General features: G+C 75.5%; 2 protein-coding genes. Both read right to left on the reverse strand.

The genetic code is table 11. The features are described 5' to 3' along the window. Positions 1-13 precede the first annotated feature (13 nt). Positions 14-9,694 (reverse strand): type I polyketide synthase, encoded by a 9,681-nt coding sequence (locus tag ACSHWO_RS02920; RefSeq protein ID WP_438309920.1) that lies wholly within the window; start codon positions 9,692-9,694, stop codon positions 14-16. A gap of 116 nt (positions 9,695-9,810) precedes the next feature. Continuing rightward, a complete protein-coding gene (locus tag ACSHWO_RS02925) occupies positions 9,811-26,088 on the reverse strand; it encodes a type I polyketide synthase (RefSeq protein WP_438318886.1) in 16,278 nt (5,425 codons plus the stop codon). Positions 26,089-26,112 lie beyond the last annotated feature (24 nt).

The following is a 26,112-nucleotide window of genomic DNA, read 5'->3' on the forward strand; positions in this document are numbered from 1 at the left end:
GCTGTCCGCTGTGCTAGATCCCGAGCTCGTTCTCGATGAAGTCGAAGAGCTCGTCGGGCGTGGCCTCCTGGAGCTTCTCGGCCACGGCCCCGTCGCTCGAATGGGCCTGCGGTTCACCCCACTTCGCCAGGAGGGCCTGCAGGCGCGAGGCGATGTCGGCGCGCGTTCCGTCGTCGGGGTCGAGGACGGACAGCGCGGATTCGAGCTTCTCCAGCTCCGCGATGCCCGGGGCGGCAGCGGTGCTGCCGTCCTGGACGATCTCGGCGCGCAGGAACTCGGCCAGGACGGCCGGCGTCGGGTGGTCGAAGACCAGCGTCGCCGGAAGCTTCAGCCCGGTCGCGGCGTTCAGGCGGTTGCGCAGTTCCAGCGCGATCAGGGAGTCGAAGCCGAGCTCCTTGAAGGCGCGGCCCGCGCCCACCTCGTCGGTGGTGGGGTGACCGAGGGCGGTCGCCGCGTGCGAGCGGACCAGCTCCAGGACGGCCAGGGCCTGTTCGGCCTGCGGCATCACCGACAGCCTCCGCCGCAGTGCCTCGCCGGGCGCGGCGCCCTGCGCGCCGGCGCCGTGCCCGGCACCGTCGGCGGGGGCGGTCTGCGCGAGCCGCCGCACCTCGGGCAGGTCACCGAGGAACGGGCTGGGCCGTACGGCCGTGTAGCCGGGGGTGAACTGCTCCCAGCGGATGTCGGCGACGGCGACGGCCGGCTCGGCGTGGTCGAGGGCCTGCTGGAGGGCGCGGATCGCCGCGCCGGGGGCCATGGCGGGGACGCCGCCGCGGTCGAGGCGTTCGCCGATGGCGCCGCCCGCGGCCAGTCCGCTCTCGCCCCAGCGGCCCCAGGCCACGGAGGTGGCGGGCAGGCCGTCGGCGTGCCGCTGCTCGGCGAGGGCGTCGAGGTAGGAGTTGGCGGCGGCGTAGTTGGCCTGGCCGGCGTCGCCGAGGGTGCCGGCGACACCGGAGAACAGGACGAACGCCGACAGGTCCAGGTCGCGGGTGAGCTCGTGCAGGGTGAGCGCCGCGTCCGCCTTGGGGGCGAGTACGGTCGCGAACCGCTCGGGCGTCAGCCCGTCGATGACCCCGTCGTCCAGGACGCCGGCCGTGTGGAACACCGCGGTCAGCGGCCGGTCGGCGGGGACGGCCGCGAGGAGCGCGGCGAGGGCGTCGCGGTCGGCCGTGTCGCAGGCGGCGAGGGTGACCTCGGCGCCGAGCGCGGCGAGTTCCTCGCGCAGGGCGTCCGCGCCGGGCGCGTCGGGCCCGCGGCGGCTGGCGAGGACCAGGTGCTCCGCGCCGTTCTCGGCGAGCCAGCGGGCGACGTGCGCGCCGAGCGCGCCCGTACCGCCGGTCACGAGGGCCGTACCGCTCGGCTTCCAGGCCGGAGCGGTCGGGGCGTCGGCGAGCGGGGCGTGGGCCAGGCGCCGGCCGTGGAGCCCGGAGGGGCGTACGGCGACCTGGTCCTCGGCGCCGTCTCCGGCGAGGACCCCGACGAGCCGTTCGAGGGTCCGGTCGTCGGCCTGCGGGGGCAGGTCGAGCAGACCGCCCCAGCGGTCGGGGTGTTCCAGGGCGACGGTCCGGCCGAAGCCCCACAGGAGGGCCTGCGTCGGGTCCTGGATCCGCTCGGAGCGGGCCACGGCGACGGCGCCGCGGGTGGCGCACCACAGCGGAGCGGACACGTCGGCGTCGCCGAGGGCCTGGACGAGGGCGGCGGTGGTGAGCAGCCCGGTGTGGGCGCGCAGCGCGCCGCTGTCGCCGCTGCCGTCGGTGTCCTCGCGGAGGGCGAGGAGGGAGAGGACGCCGGCCGGGGCGGCCGCCGCGTCGGTGGCGGCCCTGAGGGTGGCGGTGAGCGCGTCCCGGTCGGCCGTGTCCGGGCCGACGGTGACGGTACGGACCTCGGCGCCGCGGTCGGCGAGCGCCCGCAGGACGGCGGCGGCCGTGTCCCCGGCCGGGCCGGAGAGCGCCTCGGGCACGACGACCAGCCAGGTCCCCGACAGCCGGGTGGTGGCGGGGTCGGCGAGCGGCTTCCAGGTGACGCGGTAGCGCCAGCCGTCGACCGTGGCCTGTTCGCGGCTCTGGCGCCGCCAGGAGGACAGCGCGGGCAGCAGGGCGGTCAGGGGCTGGTCGCCGCCGACGTGGAGCTCGGCCGTGAGGGCGGCGAGGTCCTCGCGTTCGACGGCGTCCCAGAACCGGGCGTCGACGGTGCTTTCGGCCTGCGGCGCCGGCGCCTCGGCGGGAGCCGCCTCGGGCCAGTACCGCTGGGACTGGAAGGCGTAGGTCGGCAGCTCGGCGCGCTCGGCGCCAGTGCCCGCGAACACCGCGTCCCAGTCCACGCCGACGCCGTGGGCCCAGGCCTCGCCGAGCGAGAGCCAGAACCGCTCCGGGCCGCCTTCGCCCCGGCGCAGGGAGCCGAGGACGGCCGCCTCGCGGCCGCAGTCCTCCACCGTCTCCTGGATGCCGACGGTGAGCACCGGGTGCGGGCTGGACTCGATGAAGACCCCGAAGCCTTGGTCCAGCAGGGTGCGGGTGGCGTTCTCCAGCTCGACGGTCTGGCGCAGGTTGCGGAACCAGTAGCCGGCGTCGAGCTCCGGGCCCTCGACCCAGGCGCCGGTGACGGTGGAGAGGAAGGGCAGCTCGGCGGTCCGGGGCGTGATCGGCGCCAGCAGTTCGGCCAGCTCCTCGCGCAGCAGGTCGACCTGCGCGGAGTGGGAGGCGTAGTCCACGGCGATCCGCTTCGCCCGCACGCCGTCGGCCTCGCACGCGGTCAGGAACTCGTCCAGCGCCTGGGCCTCACCCGACACCACCACGGACGACGGGCCGTTGGCGGCGGCGACCGAGATCCGCTCCTCACCCCAGGCGGCGATCCGCTCCCGGACCTCCGCGGCCGGCAGTGGCACGGACACCATGCCGCCCAGCCCCGCCAGCACCCGACCGATGGCCTGGCTGCGCAGCGCCACCACCCGGGCCGCGTCGTCCAGCGACAGGATCCCCGCCACGCACGCGGCGGCGATCTCACCCTGCGAATGGCCGATCACGGCGCCGGGCCGCACACCCGCCGCACGCCAGACCTCCGCCAGCGACACCATCACCGCGAACAACGCGGGCTGCACCACGTCCACCCGGTCGAACGAGGGCGCGCCGTCGGCGCCCCGGAGCACATCCACCAACGACCAGTCGGTGAAGGGCTCCAGCGCCTTCGCACACTCATCCACCCGGGCAGCAAACACAGGTGAAGCGTCCAACAGCGCCTCGGCCATGCCCACCCATTGCGACCCCTGTCCGGGGAACACGAACGCGGTCCTGCCCCCGATGACCGACCCCTGCACGAGCAGGGGTGCCGTGCCTCCGGCGGCCAGGGTGGCGAGGCCCGCGAGGTGTTCCTCACGGTCCCGGCCGATCAGGACGGCACGCCGCTCGTGTGCCGTGCGAGTGGTGGCCAAGGAGTGCCCGATATCGCTACGCCGCAGGTCAGGTCGGGTGGCGAGGTGGTTCAGCAGGCGCTCGGCCTGGCGGTTCAGCGCCTTGTCCGTCTTGGCGGTCAGCGGCCAGGGCAACGGGATCCGCGGGTCGGCGCCGGTGCCGTCGGGGGTGGTCGCGGTCAGTAGGGGGTGGGCGTGCAGGGGTGCAGGGGTCCCCTGCCCGTCGGACCCCTGGCCGTCGGACCCCTGCGCGGCGGGGGCCTGCTCGATGATGGCGTGGGCGTTGGTGCCGCTGAACCCGAACGAGGACACGCCGGCGCGCCAGGGGCGGCCACCCGTTTCGGGCCAGGCCCGCTGCTCGGTGAGCAGGGCCACCTCGCCCGCGGTCCAGTCCACGTGCGGGGTGGGCTCAGTGATGTGGAGGCTCTGCGGCAGCACGCCGTGCTGCATGGCCAGGACCATCTTCATCACGCCGGCGACACCGGCGGCGGCCTGCGCGTGGCCGATGTTCGACTTGATGGAGCCGAGCAGCAGCGGCCGGTCGGCGGGGCGGTTCTGCCCGTACGTGGCCAGCAGTGCCTGCGCCTCGATGGGGTCGCCCAGCGTCGTTCCCGTGCCGTGGGCCTCGACGACGTCCACGTCGGCGGCCGTCAGGCGGGCGTTGGCGAGGGCCTGGCGGATGACGCGCTGCTGGGACGGACCGTTCGGGGCGGTGAGGCCGTTGGAGGCGCCGTCCTGGTTGACGGCCGTACCGCGGATCACGGCGAGCACCGGGTGCCCGTTGCGCCGGGCGTCCGACAGCCGCTCCACCAGGAGCATGCCGACGCCCTCGGCCGGGCTGAAGCCGTCGGCGTCGGCGGAGAACGCCTTGCAGCGGCCGTCGGTGGACAGGCCGCGCTGGCGGCTGAACTCGATGAAAGTGCCGGGCGTGGACATGACCGTGACACCGCCGGCGAGGGCCATGGAGCACTCCCCCGCCCGCAGCGCCTGCACGGCGAGGTGCAGGGCGACCAGGGAGGCGGAGCAGGCGGTGTCGACGGTGACGGCGGGACCTTCGAGGCCGAAGGTGTAGGCGATGCGGCCGGAGACGACGCTGCCCGCGCTGCCGGTGGCCAGGTGTCCTTCCAGGCCGTCGGCGGCGCCGCGGACGAGGTGGGAGTAGTCGGAGCCGTTGGTGCCGACGAAGACGCCGGACTGGCTGCCGTGGAGGGTCTCCGGGGTGATGCCGGCCCGCTCGAAGGCCTCCCAGGAGGTTTCCAGCAGGAGGCGCTGCTGCGGGTCCATGGCCAGGGCCTCGCGCGGGGAGATCCCGAAGAACGCCGGGTCGAAGGCGGCCGCGTCGGTGAGGAAGCCGCCCTCGCGGGTGTAGGAGGTGCCCTGGGCGTCGGGGTCGGGGTTGTAGAGCGCCTCGACGTCCCAGCCGCGGTCGGCGGGGAACCCGGAGAGGGCGTCACCGCCGGAGGCGAGCAGCTGCCACAGCTCCTCGGGGTTGCGGACGCCGCCGGGGAAACGGCAGCTCATCGCGACGACGGCGATCGGTTCGGCGTCGCCCCCGCCGCCGGCGGCCGTCGGTGCCGGGGTGGCGGCCGCGGCGCTCCGGCCGGCGAGTTCGGCGCGCAGGTACCGGGCGAGGACGGTGGGCGTCGGGTAGTCGAAGACCAGGGTGGGCGGCAGCTTGAGACCGGCGGCCGCGTTCAGCCGGTTGCGCAGCTCGACGGAGGTGAGCGAGTCGAAGCCCAGCTCCTTGAAGGCCCGGCCGGCTTCGACGGCGTCGGGTCCGGCGTAGCCGAGGACTCCGGCGACGGCCGTGCGGACCAGGTCGAGCAGCATCCGCTCCTGCTCGGCCTCCGGCTGCCCGGCGAGCTGCCGGACGAGCAGGGCGGCGCTGCCGCCGTCCTCGGCCGCCTCGGTGCGGGCGCTCTCCATGACCTGGCGCGCCTCGGGCAGGTCGTGCAGCAGCGGCCGGGCGCGGCCGGAGGTGAAGGCGAGGACGAAGCGCTTCCACTCCATGTCGGCGACGGTCAGGGTGGTCTCGTCGCGGTCCAGGGCGTGCTGGAGGGCGGTGACGGCCCGTCCGGGGGCCATCTCGATCACGCCGTGGCGGCGCATCCGGTCGCCGACGGCGCCTTCGGCCATGCCCCCGTCGCCCCACGGGCCCCAGGCGAGGGAGGTGGCGGGCAGGCCGACGGCCCGCCGGTACTCGGCGAAGGCGTCGAGGAAGGCGTTGCCCGGCGCGTAGTTGCCCTGGCCGGGGGCGCCGAAGGTGGCGGCGAAGGAGGAGAAGAGGACGAACGCGGACAGGTCGAGGTCCCTCGTCAGCTCGTGCAGGTGCCGGGTCGCGTCGACCTTGACCTTCAGGACCCGCTCGATCTGCGCGGGCGTCAGTGCTTCGATGACCCCGTCGTCGAGGACGGCCGCGGTGTGCACGACGGCGGTGAGCGGCCGGTCGGCGGGGACGGCCGCGAGGAGCGCGGCGAGGGCGTCGCGGTCGGCCACGTCGCAGGCGGCCAGGGTGACCTCGGCGCCGAGAGCGGTGAGTTCCTCGTGCAGTGCGGCGGAGCCGGGGGCTTCGGGGCCGCGGCGGCTCGTGAGGATCAGGTGCTCGGCGCCGTTCTCGGCGAGCCAGCGGGCGACGTGCGCGCCGAGCGCGCCCGTACCGCCGGTGACCAGGGTCGTGCCGCTCGGCCGCCAGGCGCGCACCGGCGGCGTGTCTGCCAGGCGGGCGCGGACGAGGCGCCGTACGAAGGTCCCGGCGGGGCGGACGGCGACCTGGTCCTCGGCGGCGTCCCCGGCGAGTACGCCCGCCAGGCGGGCCAGTGCCCGCTCGTCGACGGAGTCCGTGCCGGGCAGGTCGATCAGACCGCCCCAGCGCTCTCCGTGCTCCAGTGCGGCCACCCGGCCCAGGCCCCAGATCGGCGCCTGCGCGGGGTCGGGGTGCTGTTCGGAGCGGGCCGCGGCGACGGCGCCGCGGGTGACGCACCACAGCGGGGCGGTCACGTCGCTGTCGCCCAGGGCCTGGACGAGGGTGAGCGTGGCGATGACACCGGCGGCCGCGTCGGTCCCGGCGGAGGTCAGCAGGGAGAGCACGCCCGATACGCCGGGGCCGTCCGCGAGGGACTCGCGGATCCGGCCGGCCAGCTCGGCCCGCGCCTCGGGGGTGCCGGGGACGGCCGTGCGCCGTACGTCGGCGCCGTGTTCGGCGAGGGTGCGCAGGACGGCCTCGGCGACGACGTCGTCGGCGGACCCGGTCGGGGTCTCGGGGACGGCGACCAGCCAGGTGCCGGACAGGCGGCCGGCGGCCGGCTCGGGGGCGGGCTTCCAGGTGATCCGGTAGCGCCAGCCGTCGACGGTGGACCGCTCCTGGTTCTGCCGGCGCCAGGAGGACAGGGCGGGGAGCAGCGCCGTCAGCGCCTCGTCCCCGTCGATGTCCAGCTCGGCGGTGAGAGCGGCCACGTCGTTGGCCTCGACGGCCTCCCAGAAACGGGCGTCGGTGGTGTCGGCCGGGTGCACGGCGGCGGCCTCGGCGGCCTGGGCGGTGCCGCTCTCCAGCCAGAAGTGCTCCTGCTGGAAGGCGTAGGTGGGCAGGTCCACGCGACGGGCTCCGGTGCCGGCGAAGACGGCGTCCCAGTCCACGGCCACACCACGGACGAACGCCTCGGCCAGGGACTGCCAGAACCGCTCCGGACCGCCTTCGCCCCGACGCAGGGAGCCGAGGACGGCCGCCTCACGGCCCGCGTCGTCGATGGTCTCCTGGATGCCGACGGTCAGCACCGGGTGCGGGCTGGACTCGACGAACACCCCGAAGCCCTGGTCCAGCAGGGTGCGGGTGGCGTTCTCCAGCTCTACGGTCTGGCGCAGGTTGCGGAACCAGTAGCCGGCGTCGAGCTCCGGGCCCTTGACCCACGCGCCGGTCACCGTGGACAGGAACGGCACCTCGGCCTCCCGCGGCGCGATCGGCGCCAACAGCTCGGCCAGCTCCTCGCGCAACAGGTCCACCTGCGCGGAGTGCGAGGCGTAGTCCACGGCGATCCGCTTGGCTCGCACACCCTCGGCCTCGCACGCGACCAGGAACTCGTCCAGCGCCTGAGCCTCACCCGACACCACCACGGACGACGGCCCGTTGGCAGCGGCGACCGAGATCCGCTCCTCACCCCACGGCGCGATCCGCTCCCGGACCTCCCCCGCCGGCAGCGGCACCGACACCATGCCACCCAACCCCGCCAGCACCCGACCGATGGCCTGGCTGCGCAGCGCCACCACCCGCGCCGCATCCTCCAGCGACAGGACCCCCGCCACACACGCGGCCGCGATCTCACCCTGCGAATGCCCGATCACGGCGCCGGGCCGCACACCCGCCGCACGCCACACCTCCGCCAGCGACACCATCACCGCGAACAACGCCGGCTGCACCACGTCCACCCGATCGAACGACGGCGCGCCCTCGACGCCCCGGAGCACATCCACCAACGACCAGTCGGTGAACGGCTCCAGCGCCTTCGCACACTCCCCCACCCGAGCCGCGAACTCCGGCGAGGACTCCAGCAGCTCCGCTGCCATCCCGACCCACTGCGAACCCTGCCCCGGGAACACGAACGCCGTCTTCCCACCGACCACGGAACCGGTCACCACACCCGCGGCCATCACACCCGACCCGACCGCGCCGACCCCCCCGGTGTGATCCGCCAGGACCACGGCCCGGTGCTCCAATGCCGCCCGAGTGGAGGCCAGCGACCAACCCACGTCCACCGGGTCGACCACGTTCCCGGCCTCGGCGAGCCAGCCCGCCAGACGTTCCGCCTGCGCCCGCAGGGCCGCCGCACTCTTGCCGGACAGCACCCACGGCACCACCGGCATCACCGAGCGGGGCTCCCCCTCGGGCGCCTGCGCCGCGTCCCCGGCCTCGGCCTCGGGGGCCTGCTCGACGATCACGTGCGCGTTCGTGCCGCTGAACCCGAACGACGACACGCCCGCACGCCGCGGGGCTCCCGTCTGCGGCCAGGGGACGCTCTCGCCGATCAGCGAGACGGCGCCCGCCTCCCAGTCCACGTGCGGGGACGGCTCGTCCAGGTGGAGGGTCTTGGGCACGATGCCGTGGCGCATCGCCTCGACCATCTTGATGACGCTCGCGACGCCGGCGGCGGCCTGGGTGTGCCCGATGTTGGACTTGATGGAGCCGAGCAGTAGCGGCCGGTCGGCGGGGCGGTCCTGCCCGTACGCGGCCAGCAGGGCCTGCGCCTCGATGGGGTCGCCCAGCGTCGTTCCCGTGCCGTGGGCCTCGACGACGTCCACGTCGGCTGCGGCCAGGCGGGCGTTGGTGAGCGCCTGGTGGATGACGCGCTGCTGCGAGGGCCCGTTGGGGGCGGTCAGACCGTTGGAGGCGCCGTCCTGGTTGACGGCGGAGCCGCGGATCACGGCGAGCACCGGGTGCCCGTTGCGCTGGGCGTCGGACAGCTTCTCGACGAGGAGCATGCCGACGCCCTCGCCCCAGCCGGTGCCGTCGGCGGCGGCCGCGAAGGGCTTGCAGCGTCCGTCGGGGGCCAGCCCGCGCTGGCGGCTGAACTCGGTGAAGGTGGCGGGGGTCGCCATGACGGTGACTCCGCCGGCGAGGGCCATGGAGCACTCCCCCGCCCGCAGCGCCTGCACGGCCAGGTGGAGGGCGATCAGGGAGGACGAGCAGGCGGTGTCGATGGTGACCGCCGGCCCCTCCAGTCCGAAGGTGTACGCCACCCGGCCGGAGGCGATGCTGCCGGAGCTGCCGGTGCCGAGGAAGCCCTCGACGCCCTCGGGGACGGTGTCCAGGCGGGCGGTGTAGTCGTGGTACATGACGCCGGCGAAGACGGCGGTACGGCTGCCGCGCAGGGATGTCGGGTCGATGCCGGCCCGCTCGAACGCCTCCCAGGAGGACTCCAGCAGGAGCCGCTGCTGCGGGTCCATCGCGAGGGCCTCGCGCGGGGAGATCCCGAAGGGGGCGGGGTCGAAGCGGGCGGCGTCGTAGAGGAAGCCGCCCTCGCTGACGTAGCTGGAGCCGGCGCTGTCGGGGTCGGCGTCGTAGAGCGTCTCCACGTCCCAGCCACGGTCCACGGGGAACGCGGAGATCGCGTCGGTGCCGTCGGCGACGAGCCGCCACAGGTCCTCGGGGGTGCGGACGCCGCCCGGGTAGCGGCAGCTCATCGCGACGATCGCGATGGGTTCCTGGTTCTGTTCCTCTACCTCGCGCAACCGCCTGCGGGCCTGGCGCAGATCGGCGGTCGCCCGCTTGAGGTAGTCGCGAAGCTTGTCCTCGTTCACCATGTGCGTGGGCTCCATGCCAGAGAGGCGGTCGTACGGGTCGTTCTGACCGTGGTGGTGGTGGTGTGGTCGGGGGCCGGGCGGGGCGGGGGCGGCCCCGCCCGGCGGTCTCGGGACGCTCAGACGCCGAGTTCGTCGTCGAGCAGGTCGAACAGTTCGTCGTCGGTGACCGAGTCGAGGTCCTCGTCGGTGTCCTCGTCGGTGCCGGTGGCCCGGCCGGGCTCCTGACGGGCGCTCCATTTGGCCATGAGGGCCTGGAGGCGCATCGTGATCCGCGAGCGGGTGACGCTGTCCGCGTCCGCGGCGTCGGTGGACGCCAACGCGGCTTCCAGCCGGTCGAGTTCGCCGAAGACGGTGGGTCCGTCGGTGCCGAGCGGCAGGGCGGAGCGCAGGTAGCGGGTCAGCAGCTCGGGGGTCGGGTGGTCGAAGACGAGCGTGGCCGGGAGGCGGAGGCCGGTGGCCGCGCCGAGCCGGTTGCGCAGTTCGACCGCCGTCAGCGAGTCGAAGCCGAGCTCCTTGAACGCACTGCCCGGTTCGATGGCCGCGGCGCCGCTGTGGCCCAGTACCTGGGCGACGTGGGTGCAGACGGTGTCGAGGAGCACCCGGTCCCGTTCGGCGGGCGGCAGTTGGGCCAGCCGCTCCGCGAGCGATCCCGGGGCGTCCGCGGCCGCGCCCGCGCTCGTCCGGCGTCGTACGGGCGTACGGAGCAGGCCCCGCAGCAGGGGTGTCACGCCGTCGCCGGCCCGGGCCTGGAGTGCGGCCAGGTCGAGCCGGGCGGGCACGAGCAGGCTCGCGGTCGCCGGCCCTGCCGCGGGCCCGGTGTCGTCCCTGCGGGCCGTGGAGGCCCGCAGGGCCGCGTCGAACAGGGCCAGCCCGTCCGCTTCGGACAGGGCGTCCATGCTGCCGCGGCTCAGGCGCTGCCGGTCCTGTTCGTCGAGGGTCGCGGCCATGCCGGCCTCGTCGTCCCACAGGCCCCAGGCGAGGGAGACGCCCGGCAGGTCCTCGGCCCGGCGGTGCTGGGCGAGCGCGTCGAGGAAGGCGTTGCCCGCCGCGTAGTTGGCCTGGCCGGCGTTGCCGAACACGCCGGCCGCGGAGGAGAACAGGACGAACGCCGACAGGTCGAGGCCGCGAGTCAGCTCGTGCAGGTTCCAGGCCGCGTCGGCCTTGGGCCGGAGCACCTTCGCGATGCGCTCGGGGGTGAGCGCGGTGACGGTGCCGTCGTCGAGGACGCCGGCGGTGTGCACGACGGCCGTCAGCGGCTGCCCGGCCGGTACGTCGGCCAGCAGCGCGGCCAGGGCGTCCCGGTCGGCCGCGTCGCAGGCCGCCCAGGTGACCTGGGCGCCCAGCTCCCGCAACCCGGCCGCGAGTTCACCGGCGCCGGCCGCGGCCGCGCCGCGGCGGCTGGTGAGCAGCAGGTGCCGTACGCCGTGCTCGGTCACGAGGTGCCGTGCGAGCAGCCCGCCCAGGGTGCCGGTGGCGCCGGTGATCAGGACCGTGCCCCCGGGGTCGAGGGCCGGGCCGGCGGGGGTGCCGGCGGCGGTCGCGGGCGCGGCGAGGACCGCGCGGGCCAGGCGGGGGGCCCGTACCGCTCCGTCCCGTAGGGCGAGCTGGGTCTCGTCGGTGGCGAGGGCGGCGGGCAGGGCCCGGTGCGAGGCGTCCTCGCCGTCGAGGTCGACCAGGACGAACCGGTCCGGGTGCTCGGCCTGCGCGGAACGCAGCAGGCCCCACACCGCCGCGTGCGCGGGGTCCGTCACGTCCTCGTCGGGGTCGGCGGCGACGGCGCCGCGGGTGAGGACCGCGAGCCGGGACGCGGCGAACCGCTCGTCCGCCAGCCACCCCTGCACCAGCTCCAGGGCCTGCCCGGACGCGGCGTGCGCGGCCGCGGGCACCGCCGGACCGCGGCCGGCCGTGGCGAGGTCGGGGGCCATGGAGACGAGGACCGTCTCCGGTGCCGGCTCGCCGAGGGCCTCGGCCAGGTCGAACGCCTCGGCGAGGGCGCCCAGGTCGGGGTGGGTGTGGTCGGCGGCGGCGTCGAGGACGCCGGTCCGTTCCAGGCCCGCGCCCACCTTGAGCGGGTCGCCGCCGAGCAGCGCCCAGCGGCTGCCGGTCTCCTGCCGGGCCTGGGGCAGCGCGAGCGCGGTCCAGTCGACCTGGAACAGCGCGTCACGGACCGTGCCGGTGTCGCCGAGGCCGGCGGCTGCTGCGATGCCGTCGGAGGAGAAGGGGCGCAGGACGAGCGAGTCGACGGTGAGGACCGGCCGGCCCTCGCCGTCCCACAGGGTGAGCGCGACCGCGTCCCGGCCGGCCGGCGCCATCCGTACGCGCAGGGTGGAGGCGCCTGCGGCGTGCAGGCGGACACCGTCCCAGGAGAACGGCAGCCGCGCGCCCTCGGGGCCGTCGGGGAAGAACTCCCCGAGCCCGACCGCGTGCAGGGCGGCGTCGAGGAGCGCCGGGTGCAGCCCGTACGGGGCGGCTTCCGGGAGGCGGCCCTCGTCGAGGGAGACCTCGGCGAACACCTCGTCCCCGAGCCGGTGGGCGCGGCGCAGGTTGCGGAACGCAGGGCCGTAGCCCAGTCCGATGGCGTCGAAGCCCGGGTACAGGTCGTCCACGGGGAGTTCGACGGCTCCGGCCGGCGGCCACTCCTCCAGGGCCCGGCCCTCGGGTTGGGCGGCGTCGGGCGCGAGGACGCCGTCGGCGTGCCGCGTCCACGGCTCGTCGGGCGCGGCCTGCTCGGAGCGCGAGTACACCTGGAAGGCGCGGCGCCCGTCCCCGTCCGGGTCGGCCACGGTCAGCCGCAGCTGGAGGCCGCCGGTCTCGGGCAGCACCAGCGGTGCTTCGAGGGTGAGCTCGTCCAGGCGGCCGCAGCCCGCGTGGTCGCCGGCCCGGACGGCCAGTTCCACCAGCGCGGCGCCCGGCACCAGGACGGTTCCGGTGACGCGGTGGTCGGCCAGCCAGGGCTGGGTGCGCAGCGAGAGCCGCCCGGTGAAGAGGAGCCGGTCCGAGTCGGGCAGGTCGACCGCGGCCCCGAGGAGCGGGTGCGCGGTCGCGCCGAGCCCGGCGGACGCGACGTCGCCGGTGTGGGCGTGGGCGGGTTCCTCCAGCCAGTACCGCTGCCGCTGGAAGGCGTACGTGGGCAGGTCGACCCGGCGGGCGCCGGTGCCCGCGTAGTACGCCGCCCAGTCGACGGCGATCCCCCGCAGGTGGGCCCGGGCGAGGGCGGAGGCGAGGGTGGCGTCCTCGGACCGGTCCGCGCGCAGCACCGGGGCGAAGCCGGCCTCGTCCCGGACGAGGCAGTCCTGGGCGAGGGCGGACAGGACGCCGTCGGGCCCGAGTTCGAGGTACGTGGTCACGCCCGCCTCTTCGAGGGCGCGGACGCCGTCGAGGAAGCGGACCGCCTCGCGGACGTGCCGGACCCAGAAGTCGGCCGAGGCCATCTCCTCGCCCGCCACGGCACCCGTCAGGTTGGACACCACCGGAATCCGCGGAGCGGAGAACGCCAGCCCCTCGGCCACGCGCCGGAAGTCGTCCAGCATGCCGTCCATGTGCGGCGAGTGGAACGCGTGGCTCACGCTGAGCCGCTTGGCCTTCCGGCCGGCGAACGACCCGGCGATGGCGACCGCCGCGTCCTCGTCACCGGCGATGACCACCGACTGCGGACCATTGACCGCGGCGAGGCTCACGCGATCCGTCAGCAAGGGCAGGACCTCGTCCTCCGACGCCTGGACCGCGATCATCACACCGCCGGCCGGCAGCGCCTGCATCAACCGGCCACGGGCCGCGACCAGCGTGCACGCGTCCTCCAACGAGAAGACACCCGCCACATGCGCCGCAGCGATCTCACCGATCGAGTGACCGGACAGGAAGTCCGGGCGCACACCCCACGATTCGAGGAGCCGGAACAGCGCCACCTCGACCGCGAACAGCGCCGGCTGCGCGAACTCCGTCCGATCCAGCAACTCCTCGTCCGACCCGAACAGCACGTCCTTCAACGGCCGTTCCAGGAGCGGGTCGAGCTTCTCGCAGACCGCGTCCAGCGCGACGGCGAACGCCGGATGGGCGGCGTACAGTTCACGGCCCGCACCCGGGCGCTGGCTGCCCTGCCCGGTGAACAGGAAGGCCAGCTTCCCGGCGACGGGTACGCCTTCGAGCACTCCGGCCGGCCGGCTGCCTTCGGCGAGTGCGGCGAGGGCGGCCAGGAAACCGTCGCGGTCCTCGGCGACGACAGCGGCCCGACGGTCGAGGGCGGTCCGGCTCGTGGCCAGGGAGTAGCCGATGTCGGTGAGGGACAGTTCGGGGTGGTCGGCCGCGTGCGCCGCCAGGCGTGCGGCCTGCTCGCGCAGGGCCTGCGGGTCCTTCGCCGACAGCAGCCACGGCAGGTTGCCGGGCGGCCGCGTGGGCTCGGGCTGCCGCGTCGCGGACTCGGCGGAGTCGGCGGGCTCGGGGGCCTGCTCGATGACGACGTGGGCGTTGGTGCCGCTGAAACCGAAGGAGGAGACCGCGGCGCGGCGCGGACGTCCCGTCTCCGGCCAGGCCGTGGCCGTGTCCAGGAGCGTCATTGCTCCGCCCGACCAGTCGACGTGGGGGGTGGGCTCGTCGACGTGCAGGGTCCTGGGCAGCGTGCCGTGGCGCATGGCCATGACCATCTTGATGATGCCGGCCACACCGGCGGCGGCCTGGGTGTGCCCCATGTTGGACTTGACGGAGCCGAGGAGCAGCGGCCGGTCGGCGGGGCGCTCCTGCCCGTAGGTGGCCAGCAGCGCCTGGGCCTCGATCGGGTCGCCCAGCGTCGTGCCGGTGCCGTGCGCCTCGACCGCGTCCACGTCGGCGGCGGTGAGGCCGGCGTTGGCGAGGGCCTGCCGGATGACGCGCTGCTGGGAGGGGCCGTTGGGGGCGGTGAGCCCGTTGGAGGCGCCGTCCTGGTTGACGGCGGTGCCACGGACCACGGCGAGGACCGGGTGGCCGTTGCGGCGGGCGTCGGAGAGCCGCTCCACGAGGAGCACTCCGGCGCCTTCGGACCAGCCCGTGCCGTCGGCGTCGGCGGAGAACGCCTTGCAGCGGCCGTCGGCGGCGAGGCCCCGCTGTCGGCTGAACTCCAGGAACGCCCCGGGGGACGCCATGACCGTCACGCCGCCTGCGAGGGCGAGCGAGCACTCCCCGTTGCGCAGCGCCTGCACGGCCAGGTGCAGGGCCACCAGGGAGGAGGAGCAGGCGGTGTCGACGGTGACCGCCGGGCCTTCCAGGCCGAAGGTGTACGACAGCCGGCCGGAGATGACGCTGGCCGCGGTACCGGTGGCGAGGAGGCCCCCCACGCCCTCCGGGAGGACGGCGAGCCGGGTGGCGTAGTCGTGGTACATGACGCCGGCGAAGACACCGGTCTGGGTGCCGCGCAGGGCGCGCGGGTCGATGCCGGCGCGTTCGAAGGCCTCCCAGGAGGTTTCCAGCAGGAGCCGCTGCTGCGGGTCCATCGCGACGGCCTCGCGGGGGGAGATCCCGAAGAAGGCCGGGTCGAAGGCGGACGCGTCGGAGAGGAAGCCGCCCTCGCGGGCGTAGCTGGTGCCCTCCTGGTCGGGGTCGTCGGCGAACAGGCCGTCGATGTCCCAGCCGCGGTCCTCGGGGAACCCGCAGATGACGTCGCGGCCGTCGAGGACGAGCCGCCACAGGTCCTCGGGCGACTGCACGTCGCCGGGGTAGCGGCAGCCCACGCCGACGATGGCGATGGGCTCGTCGTCGCGGACCGCGGCGGCGACCGCCGCCGACGGTGCCGCGGGGGCTGCGCCGAGCAGTTCGGACCGCAGGTGGCCGGCCAGGACGGTGGAGGTCGGGTAGTCGAACACGAGGGTGGCCGGCAGGCGCAGCCCGGTCGCGGCGCCGATCAGGTTGCGCAGTTCGACGGCGGTGAGGGAGTCGAAGCCGAGCTCGCGGAAGGAGCGGTCGGCCTCGACCGCGTCCGGCCCGGCGTAGCCGAGCACGGAGGCGACCTGGGTGCGCACCAGGTCCAGGACGAACGCCTCCTGGTCGGCGGCCGCCATCCCGGCGAGCCGGGCCGCGGGTCCGCCCGCGTCGCCGACGGGGCCGCCGGCGACGGCCGCCCGGCGTACGGGCATGCGCACCAGGCCGGACAGCAGCGGCGGGAGCGTCCCGTTGCCGGCCCGGGCGCGCAGCGCCGCGAGGTCGAGCTTCACCGGGACCAGCAGCGGCGGCTGTCCCGCGGCCGACGCGGCGTCGAACAGGGCCGCGCCCTCGGCGGCGGACAGGGCGTCCGCCCCGCCGCGGCCCAGCCGCGAGACGTCTTCGGCGTCCAGGGTGGCGCCCATGCCGCCGCCGGTTTCGGACCACAGGCCCCAGGCCAGCGAGGTGCCGGCGAGGCCGGCGGCCCGGCGGTGGGCGGCGAGGGCGTCCAGGAAGGCGTTGCCGGCGGCGTAGTTGGCCTGGCCGGCGTTGCCGAAGACGCCGGCGGCGGAGGAGAACAGGACGAACGCGGAAAGGTCCAGGTCTCGGGTCAGCTCGTGCAGGTTCCACGCCGCGTCCACCTTCGGACGCAGGACCGCGGAGACCCGTTCGGCGGTCAGGGAGCCGATCACGCCGTCGTCCAGGACACCGGCGGTGTGCACGACCGCGGTCAGCGGGTGCTCGGCCGGGACGCCGGCGAGTACGGACGCCAGTGCCTGCCGGTCGGCCACGTCGCAGGCCGCCCAGGTGGCCTCGGCGCCCAGTGCGGCGAGTTCGGCCGTCAGGTCGGCCGCGCCGTCGGCCGCCGCGCCGCGACGACTGACGAGCAGCAGGTGCCGTACGCCGTGCTCGGTGACGAGATGGCGGGCGAACAGCGCGCCGAGCGAACCGCTCGCACCGGTGAGCAGCACCGTGCCCTCGGCGTCCCAGGCGGCAGCAGCGGCCCGCCCGGTGGGCGCCGTGGCGCGGGCCAGCCTCGGCACGAGCACCGCGCCTCCGCGCACGGCCACCTCGGACTCGCCGGAGGCCAGGGCGACCGCCGGGGCGTCCTGTACGTCACCGGTGTCGTCGACGTCGACGAGGACGAAGCGCCCCGGGTCCTCGGACTGCGCCGAACGCACCAGGCCCCACACCGCGGCGTGCACCGGATCCGGCAGGCCCTCGCCGGGCACGGCTTCCACCGCACCCCGCGTCACGAACACCAGGCGCCCGTCCTCGGACCGGTCCTCCGACAGCCACTCCTGCAGCAGACCCAGCACCCGGGCCGTCGCCGCGTGCACCGCTTCGGGCACCCCGGCCAGGCCGTCCGTACGCAGGTCGGTGACGACGACACCGGACTCGCCGGCCGGAGCGGTGCCGGCGCGGTCGCTGGGGAGCCGCGTCCACTCGACCCGGTACAGGGAGTCCGGGCGGCCGTCGCGGGCCGCCGCGCCGATCTGCTCGGCGGAGACCGCGCGCAGGGCCAGCGCGTCCACGGACGCGACGGGCTGACCGGCCGGGTCGGCCAGGTCCAGGGAGACGGCGCCGGGGCCGGCGGGAGCGAGGCGGACGCGAGCCGCCGCAGCGCCGGTGGCGTGCAGCCGTACGCCGCTCCAGGCGAACGGCAGTCGCGCGGCACCGGAGCCCGCAGCGGCGCCGGTGTCCTCGGCCGGAGAGGCCAGGATGTCGCCGTCCAGTGCCAGGGTGTGCAGGGCGGAGTCCAGCAGGGCCGGGTGCAGTCCGAACGCGTCCGCGTCCGTCTGCGCCCGGCCGTCCAGGGCGAGTTCGGCGAACAGGGCGCCGCCGGTGCGCCAGGCCGCCCGCAGCCCCTGGAACAGGGGCCCGTAGCGGAGCCCGGAGGCGTGGAGCTGCTCGTACGCGTCGTCCACCGGCACGGGGGTGGCACCGGCCGGCGGCCAAGCGCCCAGGTCGGCGCCGGGCGCGCGGACCTCGTCGGTGAGCAGACCGGCGGCGTGCCGCAGCCACGGCTCGTCCTCGGCGTAGGCCGGGCGGGAGTACACGGCGACCGGGCGGCCGCCGGTGGCGTCCGGGGCCCCGACCGTTACCTGGACCTGTACCGCTTCGCCCGCCTCTGACAGGACCAGCGGCGCCTGGAGGGTCAGCTCGTCCAGCGCCGGGGCGCCGACGCGTTCGCCGGCGTGCAGCGCCAGCTCCACGAAGGCCGTGCCCGGGACGAGTACGGAGCCCATGACCGCGTGGTCCGCGAGCCAGGGGTGGGTGCGCAGCGAGAGCCGGCCGGTGAGGACGCAGCCGTCGGCGTCGGCGAGGGACACCGCCGCGCCCAGGAGCGGGTGTCCGGCGGTCGCGAGGCCGAGCCCGGTGGCGTCGCCGGGCAGGGGGGTGCCGGTCTCCGGCCAGTAGCGCTCCCGCTGGAAGGCGTACGTGGGCAGGTCGGCGTGCTGCGCGCCCGTCCCGGTGAAGTAGGCGGTCCAGTCGGCTTCGACGCCCCGGCAGTGGGCCTGGGCGAGCGCGGTCGTGAGCGTCTCCGCCTCGGGGCGGTCCGCGCGCAGCGTCGGGGTGAAGGCTGCGGTGCTGCCGTCGGTGAGGCAGTCCTGGGCGAGGGCGGACAGGACGCCGTCGGGCCCGAGTTCGAGGTACGTGGTCACGCCCGCCTCTTCGAGGGCGCGCATGCCGTCGAGGAAGCGGACCGCCTCGCGGACGTGCCGGACCCAGAAGTCGGCCGAGGCCATCTCCTCGCCCGCCACGGCACCCGTCAGGTTGGACACCACCGGAATCCGCGGAGCGGAGAACGCCAGCCCCTCGGCCACGCGCCGGAAGTCGTCCAGCATGCCGTCCATGTGCGGCGAGTGGAACGCGTGGCTCACGCTGAGCCGCTTGGCCTTCCGGCCGGCGAACGACCCGGCGATGGCGACCGCCGCGTCCTCGTCACCGGCGATGACCACCGACTGCGGACCATTGACCGCGGCGAGGCTCACGCGATCCGTCAGCAAGGGCAGGACCTCGTCCTCCGACGCCTGGACCGCGATCATCACACCGCCGGCCGGCAGCGCCTGCATCAACCGGCCACGGGCCGCGACCAGCGTGCACGCGTCCTCCAACGAGAAGACACCCGCCACATGCGCCGCAGCGATCTCACCGATCGAGTGACCGGACAGGAAGTCCGGCCGCACACCCCACGATTCGAGGAGCCGGAACAGCGCCACCTCGACCGCGAACAGCGCCGGCTGCGCGAACTCCGTCCGATCCAGCAGCTCCTCGTCCGACCCGAACAGCACGTCCTTCAACGGCCGTTCCAGGAGCGGGTCGAGCTTCTCGCAGACCGCGTCCAGCGCGACGGCGAACGCCGGATGGGCGGCGTACAGTTCACGGCCCGCGCCCGGGCGCTGGCTGCCCTGCCCGGTGAACAGGAAGGCGGTCCTGCCGCTCCTGGCGACCGTGCCCCGGACCAGCCCGGGGGCGGTCCGTCCGGCGGCGAGCGCGTCGAGGGCGGCGGCGGCCGAGCCGCGGTCCGTCGCCACGACCACGGCGCGGTGGTCGAAGGCGGCGCGGGTCGTGGCCAGGGAGTGGGCGAGGTCCGCGAGTGCGAGGTCGGGCCGGTCGTCCAGATGGGCGCGCAGGGCTCCGGCCTGGGCGGCGAGGGCGTCCGCCGTGCGGCCGGAAAGCCGCAGGGGCAGTACGGCCGGCACCGGCGCGGACTCGGGGGCGGCGTCCGGGGCGGCGTCGGGGTCCGGGGCCTGTTCGATGATGGTGTGCGCGTTGGTGCCGCTGATGCCGAACGAGGAGACACCGGCGCGCCGCGGCCGGCCCGTCTCGGGCCACGGCACGGGCTCGGTGAGCAGGCTGACGGCGCCTTCCGACCAGTCGACGTGCAGCGATGGCTGCTCCGCGTGGAGCGTCTGCGGCAGCAGGCCGTGCTGCATGGCCAGCACCATCTTGATCACGCCGGCGACACCGGCGGCGGCCTGGGTGTGGCCGAGGTTCGACTTGATGGAGCCGAGGAGCAGCGGCCGGTCGGCCGGGCGGTCCTGGCCGTAGGTGGCCAGCAGCGCCTGGGCTTCGATCGGGTCGCCCAGCGTCGTGCCGGTGCCGTGCGCCTCGACCGCGTCCACGTCGGCGACCGTCAGGCCGGCGCTCGCCAGGGCGGCGCGGATGACCCGCTGCTGCGAGGGGCCGTTCGGCGCGGTCAGGCCGTTGCTCGCGCCGTCCTGGTTGATCGCGGAGCCGCGGACCACGGCGAGCACGGGGTGGCCGTTGCGGCGGGCGTCCGACAGTCGCTCGACGAGCAGCATGCCGACGCCCTCGCCCCAGCCGGTGCCGTCGGCGTCGGCCGAGAAGGCGCGGCAGCGGCCGTCGGCGGAGAGGCCGCGCTGCCGGCTGAAGCCGACGAAGGTGCCCGGGGTGGCCATGACGGTGACGCCGCCCGCGAGGGCCAGGTCGCATTCACCGCTGCGCAGGGCCTGGACGGCCATGTGGAGCGCGACGAGCGAGGACGAGCAGGCGGTGTCGATGGTGACCGCGGGGCCTTCGAGGCCGAAGGTGTACGAGATGCGGCCGGAGGCGATGCTGCCGGTGCTGCCGGACCCCAGGGAGCCGTCCGCGCCGTCGGTGGAGCGTTCCAGGAGGGTGGCGTAGTCGTGGTACATGACGCCGGCGAAGACGCCGGTGCGGCTGCCGCGCACGGTCGCCGGGTCGATACCGGCCCGCTCGAACGCCTCCCAGGTGGTTTCCAGCAGGAGCCGCTGCTGGGGGTCGGTGCCGACGGCTTCTCGGGGGCTGATCCCGAAGAATGTAGGGTCGAACCCTGCGACGTCGTGCAGGAAGCCGCCGTGGCGGGTGTACGAGGTGCCGGGGTGGTCGGGGTCGGGGTGGTACAGCCCGTCGACGTCCCAGCCGCGGTCGGCCGGGAAGCCGGTGATGGCGTCGCCGCCGCTCTGCAGCAGCCGCCACAGTTCCTCGGGCGTGGTGACGCCGCCGGGGTAGCGGCAGCTCATGGCCACGATCGCGATCGGGTCGTCGGCCCCGGCGGCGCCGCCCCGCCCGGTGGCGGGTGCGTGCGGTGCGTGGGACGCCCGGTCGTCGGCCGCGCCGAGTTCGGCGGCCAGGTGGCGGGCGAGGACCAGCGAGGTCGGGTAGTCGAAGATCAGCGTGGCGGGCAGGCGGCGGCCGACGGCCGAGCCGAGCCGGTTGCGGAGTTCGACGGCGGTGAGGGAGTCGAAGCCCAGTTCGTTGAAGGCCTGTTCGGGCTCGACGGCGTCCGGGCTGCCGTGGCCGAGGACGTCGGCGACGTGGCCGCGGACGAGGTCGAGGAGCAGCCGCTCCCGCCCGGCGGCGTCGAGGCCGCGGAGGCTCCCCTCCAGGGCGGACGGCGCCGTACGGGTGCGGCCGAGGGCACCTGCCCCGGCCGCGGTGCGGCGTACGGGGGTGCGTACCAGGCCGCGCAGCAGCGGGGGCACGCCCGAGCCGGCGGCGGGCGGGGTCAGCCGCATCGGCACGAGCAGGGCCCGCCCGGCGTCCTGCCGGGCGCTGCCGTCGGCGCCGTCGGAGCCACTGTCGGAGCCGGCTGCGGCGAGGGTGTCGGCGAGGTCGAGGAGGGCGAGGCCGTCGGCGGCGGTGAGCCCCTGCACGCCGCCCCGTCTCATCCGTTCCAGATCGGCCCGGTCCAGGGCGCCGGCCATGCCGTCGGCGTCCTCCCACAGTCCCCAGGCCAGGGAGACGGCCGGGAGGCCGTGGGCGCGGCGAAGCTGGGCGAGGGCGTCCAGGAAGGAGTTGGCGGCGGCGTAGTTGCCCTGGCCGGGGGCGCCGAACACACCGGCGGCCGAGGAGAACAGCACGAAGGCCGACAGGTCGGCGTCGCGGGTCAGCTCGTGCAGGTGGAGGGCGGCGTCGGCCTTGGGCCGCAGGACGGTGACGAGGCGTTCCGCGGTGAGGGAGTCGATGACGCCGTCGTCGAGGACGCCGGCCGTGTGGACGACGCCCGTCAGCGGGTGCTCCGCCGGGATCCCGGCCAGGGCGGCGGCGAGCGCCTCCCGGTCGGCGGCGTCGCAGGCCGCCCAGGTGGCTTCGGCGCCCAGCTCGGCCAGTTCGCGCGTCAGGTCGGCGGCCCCGGGTGCGCTGTCCCCGCGGCGGCTGAGCAGCAGCAGGTGCCGTACGCCGCGCTCGGCCACGAGGTGCCGGGCGACGAGCCGGCCGAGGGTGCCGGCCGCGCCGGTGACCAGGACGGTGCCTTCGGCGTCGTACACGGGCGCCCCGGCCGCTGCTGCGGCTCCGGTGTCAACGGGAGTCCTGGCGAGGCGGGGTGCGTGGGCCGTGCCCGCCCGCAGGGCGAGCTGCGGCTCCTGGGAGGCCAGTACGGCGTCCAGGACGGACCGGGGCAGCTCGGCCTGCGGGGCGTCGGTGTCGACGAGGACGAAGCGGCCCGGGTGCTCGGCCTGCGCGGAGCGCACCAGGCCCAGGACGGCGGCGTGCACGGGGTCGGCCGCGCCGTCGCCGGCGTGGACGGGGACCGCGCCGTGCGTGACGAGGACGAGGCGGCTGTCGGCGAGCCGGTCGTCGGCGAGCCAGTGGTGCAGCAGCCGGAGCGTGTCGTGCAGGGCCGAGTGGACGGCCCCGGGGGTCAGCTCCGCGGCGGCGGCGAGGCGTACGAGGACGGTGTCCGGAACGGGGGCGTCGGTGTCGGTGGCGGTGGCGAGGGCTCCTGCCAGCGCCTCGACGGTATCCCGCCCGTCGAGGACGAGAACGGGCCCCTCGGCGGCAGCGGGGGTGCCGTCAGCCGCACCGGGGAGGGTGAGCGACGTCCACTCCACGTGGAACAGGTGGTCTTGGGGGCCGCCCGTACCGGTGTGCAACTGCTCGGCCGAAACGGTACGCAGGGTCAGTGCGGCGATGTCGGCTACGGGCTGTCCGGCGCCGTCGGCGAGGGCCAGCGACACCGTGTCCGGTCCGGCCGGGGAGAGCCGTACGCGCAGGGTGGAGGCGCCCACGGCGTGCAGGGACACACCGGTCCAGGAGAACGGCAGCCGGCCGCTGCCGGTGTCCTCGACCAGTCCGGCGAGGCCGATGGTGTGCAGGGCGGCGTCGAGCAGGGCAGGGTGCAGGCCGAACCGGTCGGTCTCGGGCTGCAGTTCCTCGGCCGGTTCGATCTCGACGTAGGTCGCGTCGCCGCTCGTCCAGGCCGCGCGGACGCCCTGGAAGGCCGGGCCGTAGTGCAGCCCGGCCGCGGCGAGTCCGGCGTACAGCTCGTCGACGGGCAGGGGGGTGGCGTCGGCCGGCGGCCAGGCGGCGGGGGCGAAGGAGGGCTTCGGGGCGCCCGCCGCGAGGACGCCGTCGGCGTGCCGGGTCCACGGCAGCTCGGCCGCGTCCGGTCCGGCTGCGGCGCCGTCGGCGGGTTCGGGGCGGGAGTGGACGCCGAGGGAGCGGCGGCCGGTGGCGTCGGGGGCGCCGACCCACAGCTGTACCTGGACGCCGCCGTGCGCGGGCAGGACGAGCGGGGCGTGGAGGGTGAGTTCCTCCAGGAGGTCGCAGCCGACCTGGTCGCCGGCCCGGATCGCCAGCTCCACGAAGGCGCTGCCGGGGAGCACGGCCGAACCCATGACGGCGTGGTCCGCGAGCCAGGGGTGGGTGTCGAGCGAGAGCCGGCCCGTGTAGAGGAAACCGTCGAGGTCGGCGAGGGCGACGGCGGCGCCGAGCAGCGGGTGCCCGGCCGTGCCCAGGCCGGCCGCGGAGACGTCGGCGGGCGGGCGTCCGGCATCGAGCCAGTACGGCTCGCGCTGGAAGGCGTACGTGGGGAGGTCGACGCGCCGGGCACCGGTGCCGGCGTAGTACGCGGCCCAGTCGACGGCCGTGCCGCGGACGTGCAGCCGCGCCAGGGCCCCGGTCAGGGTCTCGGTCTCCGGCCGGCCGGTGCGCAGGACGGGGACGAAGGCCGCCGTGTTGGTGTGGTCGGGCAGGCAGTCCTGGGCGAGGGCCGAGAGGACGGCGTCCGGGCCGATCTCCACGAAGTGGACGGTGTTGCGGGCGGCGAGGGCGCGCATGCCGTCGAGGAAGCGGACCGCCTCGCGGACGTGCCGGACCCAGAAGTCGGCCGAGGCCATCTCCTCGCCCGCCACGGCACCCGTCAGGTTGGACACCACCGGAATCCGCGGAGCGGAGAACGCCAGCCCCTCGGCCACGCGCCGGAAGTCGTCCAGCATGCCGTCCATGTGCGGCGAGTGGAACGCGTGGCTCACGCTGAGCCGCTTGGCCTTCCGGCCGGCGAACGACCCGGCGATGGCGACCGCCGCGTCCTCGTCACCGGCGATGACCACCGACTGCGGACCATTGACCGCGGCGAGGCTCACGCGATCCGTCAGCAAGGGCAGGACCTCGTCCTCCGACGCCTGGACCGCGATCATCACACCGCCGGCCGGCAGCGCCTGCATCAACCGGCCACGGGCCGCGACCAGCGTGCACGCGTCCTCCAACGAGAAGACACCCGCCACATGCGCCGCAGCGATCTCACCGATCGAGTGACCGGACAGGAAGTCCGGCCGCACACCCCACGATTCGAGGAGCCGGAACAGCGCCACCTCGACCGCGAACAGCGCCGGCTGCGCGAACTCCGTCCGATCCAGCAGCTCCTCGTCCGACCCGAACAGCACGTCCTTCAACGGCCGTTCCAGGAGCGGGTCGAGCTTCTCGCAGACCGCGTCCAGCGCGACGGCGAACGCCGGATGGGCGGCGTACAGTTCACGGCCCGCGCCCGGGCGCTGGCTGCCCTGCCCGGTGAAGAGGAAGGCCAGCTTCCCGGCGACCGGGCGGCCGCGGGTGACGCCGGGGGCGGACGCCTCCGGCGCGAGGCCGGCGAGGGACTCCAGCGCGCGGAGGAGTCCGGGCTCGTCGGCGGCCGTGAGGACCGCCCGGTGCTCGAAGTCGGTGCGTCCGCTCACGAGCGAGTGGGCGACGTCGGCGGCGGGCAGCCCGGGGTGGGCCGTCAGGTGCGCGTGCAGCTTCTGGGCCTGGGCGCGCAGGGCGGTCGGTGACTTGGCCGAGAGGTTCCACAGCGGCGGTACGGGGGCTGCCGGGACCGCGGGGGCGGCCGACGGCTCCGCCGGCTCCGCGGCCTCCGGGGCCGGGGCCTGCTCGATGACGGTGTGGGCGTTGGTGCCGCTGATGCCGAACGAGGAGACGCCGGCGCGCCGCGGGGCGCCGGTCTCGGGCCACGGCACGGACTCGGTGAGGAGCCGGACGGCGCCCTCCGTCCAGTCCACGTTCGGGGTGGGCTCGTCGACGTGCAGGGTCTGCGGCAGCACGCCGTGGCGCATCGCCATGACCATCTTGATGATGCCCGCGACACCGGCGGCGGCCTGCGTGTGGCCGATGTTGGACTTGATCGAGCCGAGGAGCAGCGGCCGGTCCTCGGGCCGGTCCTGGCCGTAGGTGGCCAGCAGCGCCTGGGCTTCGATCGGGTCGCCCAGCGTCGTGCCGGTGCCGTGGGCCTCGACCGCGTCGATCTGGGCGGGCGCGAGGCGGGCCCCGGCGAGCGCGTCGCGGATGACGCGCTGCTGGGAGGGGCCGTTGGGGGCGGTCAGGCCGCTGCTGGCGCCGTCCTGGTTGACGGCGGTGCCGCGGATGACGGCGAGCACGGGGTGCCCGTTCGCGCGGGCGGCGGAGAGGCGTTCCAGGACGAGCATGCCGGCGCCCTCGCCCCAGCCGGTGCCGTCGGCGGCGGCCGCGAAGGACTTGCAGCGGCCGTCGCCGGCCAGCCCGCGGTGGCGGCTGAACTCGGTGAAGGTGCCGGGCGTCGACATGACGGTGACACCGCCGGCCAGGGCGAGGGTGCACTCGCCGCTGCGCAGGGCCCGGGCGGCGAGGTGGACGGCGACGAGGGAGGACGAGCACGCCGTGTCGACGGTGACGGCGGGGCCTTCGAGGCCGAGGGTGTAGGCGATCCGGCCGGAGGCGATGCTGCCGGAGCTCCCGTTGCCGAGGAAGCCCTCGATCTCCTCCGGGACGCTGAACAGGCGGGCGGCGTAGTCGTGGTACATCAGGCCCGCGAAGACGCCGGTGCGGCTGCCGCGCAGCGAGGCGGGGTCGATGCCGGCCCGTTCGAAGGCCTCCCAGGAGGTCTCCAGCAGGAGCCGCTGCTGCGGGTCCATGGCCAGGGCCTCGCGCGGGGAGATCCCGAAGAAGCCGGGGTCGAAGTGGTGGGCTTCGTGCAGGAAGCCACCGACCTGCTCGTACGCCTCGACGCCGCTGTCCGGGTCGGGGTCGAAGAGGACCTCGGCGGGCCAGCCGCGGTCGGCGGGGTACGCGGTGACGGCGTCCCCGCCACGGGCCACGAGCTCCCACAGGGCCTCGGGGGTGTCGACTCCCCCGGGGTAGCGGCAGCTCATCGCCACGATCGCGATCGGTTCCTGCTCGCGCTCCTCCACCTCGCGGAGCTTGCGGCGCGCCTCGCGGAGATCGGCCGTTGCCCGCTTGAGGTAATCGAGGTACTTCTCCTCGTTCACCATGTCTTACGCCATCCCCGTGCT

It is taken from the genome of Streptomyces pallidus (ex Mingjun et al. 2026) (assembly GCF_051550185.1).
GTDB lineage: Bacteria > Actinomycetota > Actinomycetes > Streptomycetales > Streptomycetaceae > Streptomyces.

Bases quoted from the DNA above. Each gene is read 5' to 3' on its own strand.
- ACSHWO_RS02920 (WP_438309920.1), bottom strand. From the start codon at position 9,694: ATGGTGAACGAGGACAAGCTTCGCGACTACCTCAAGCGGGCGACCGCC.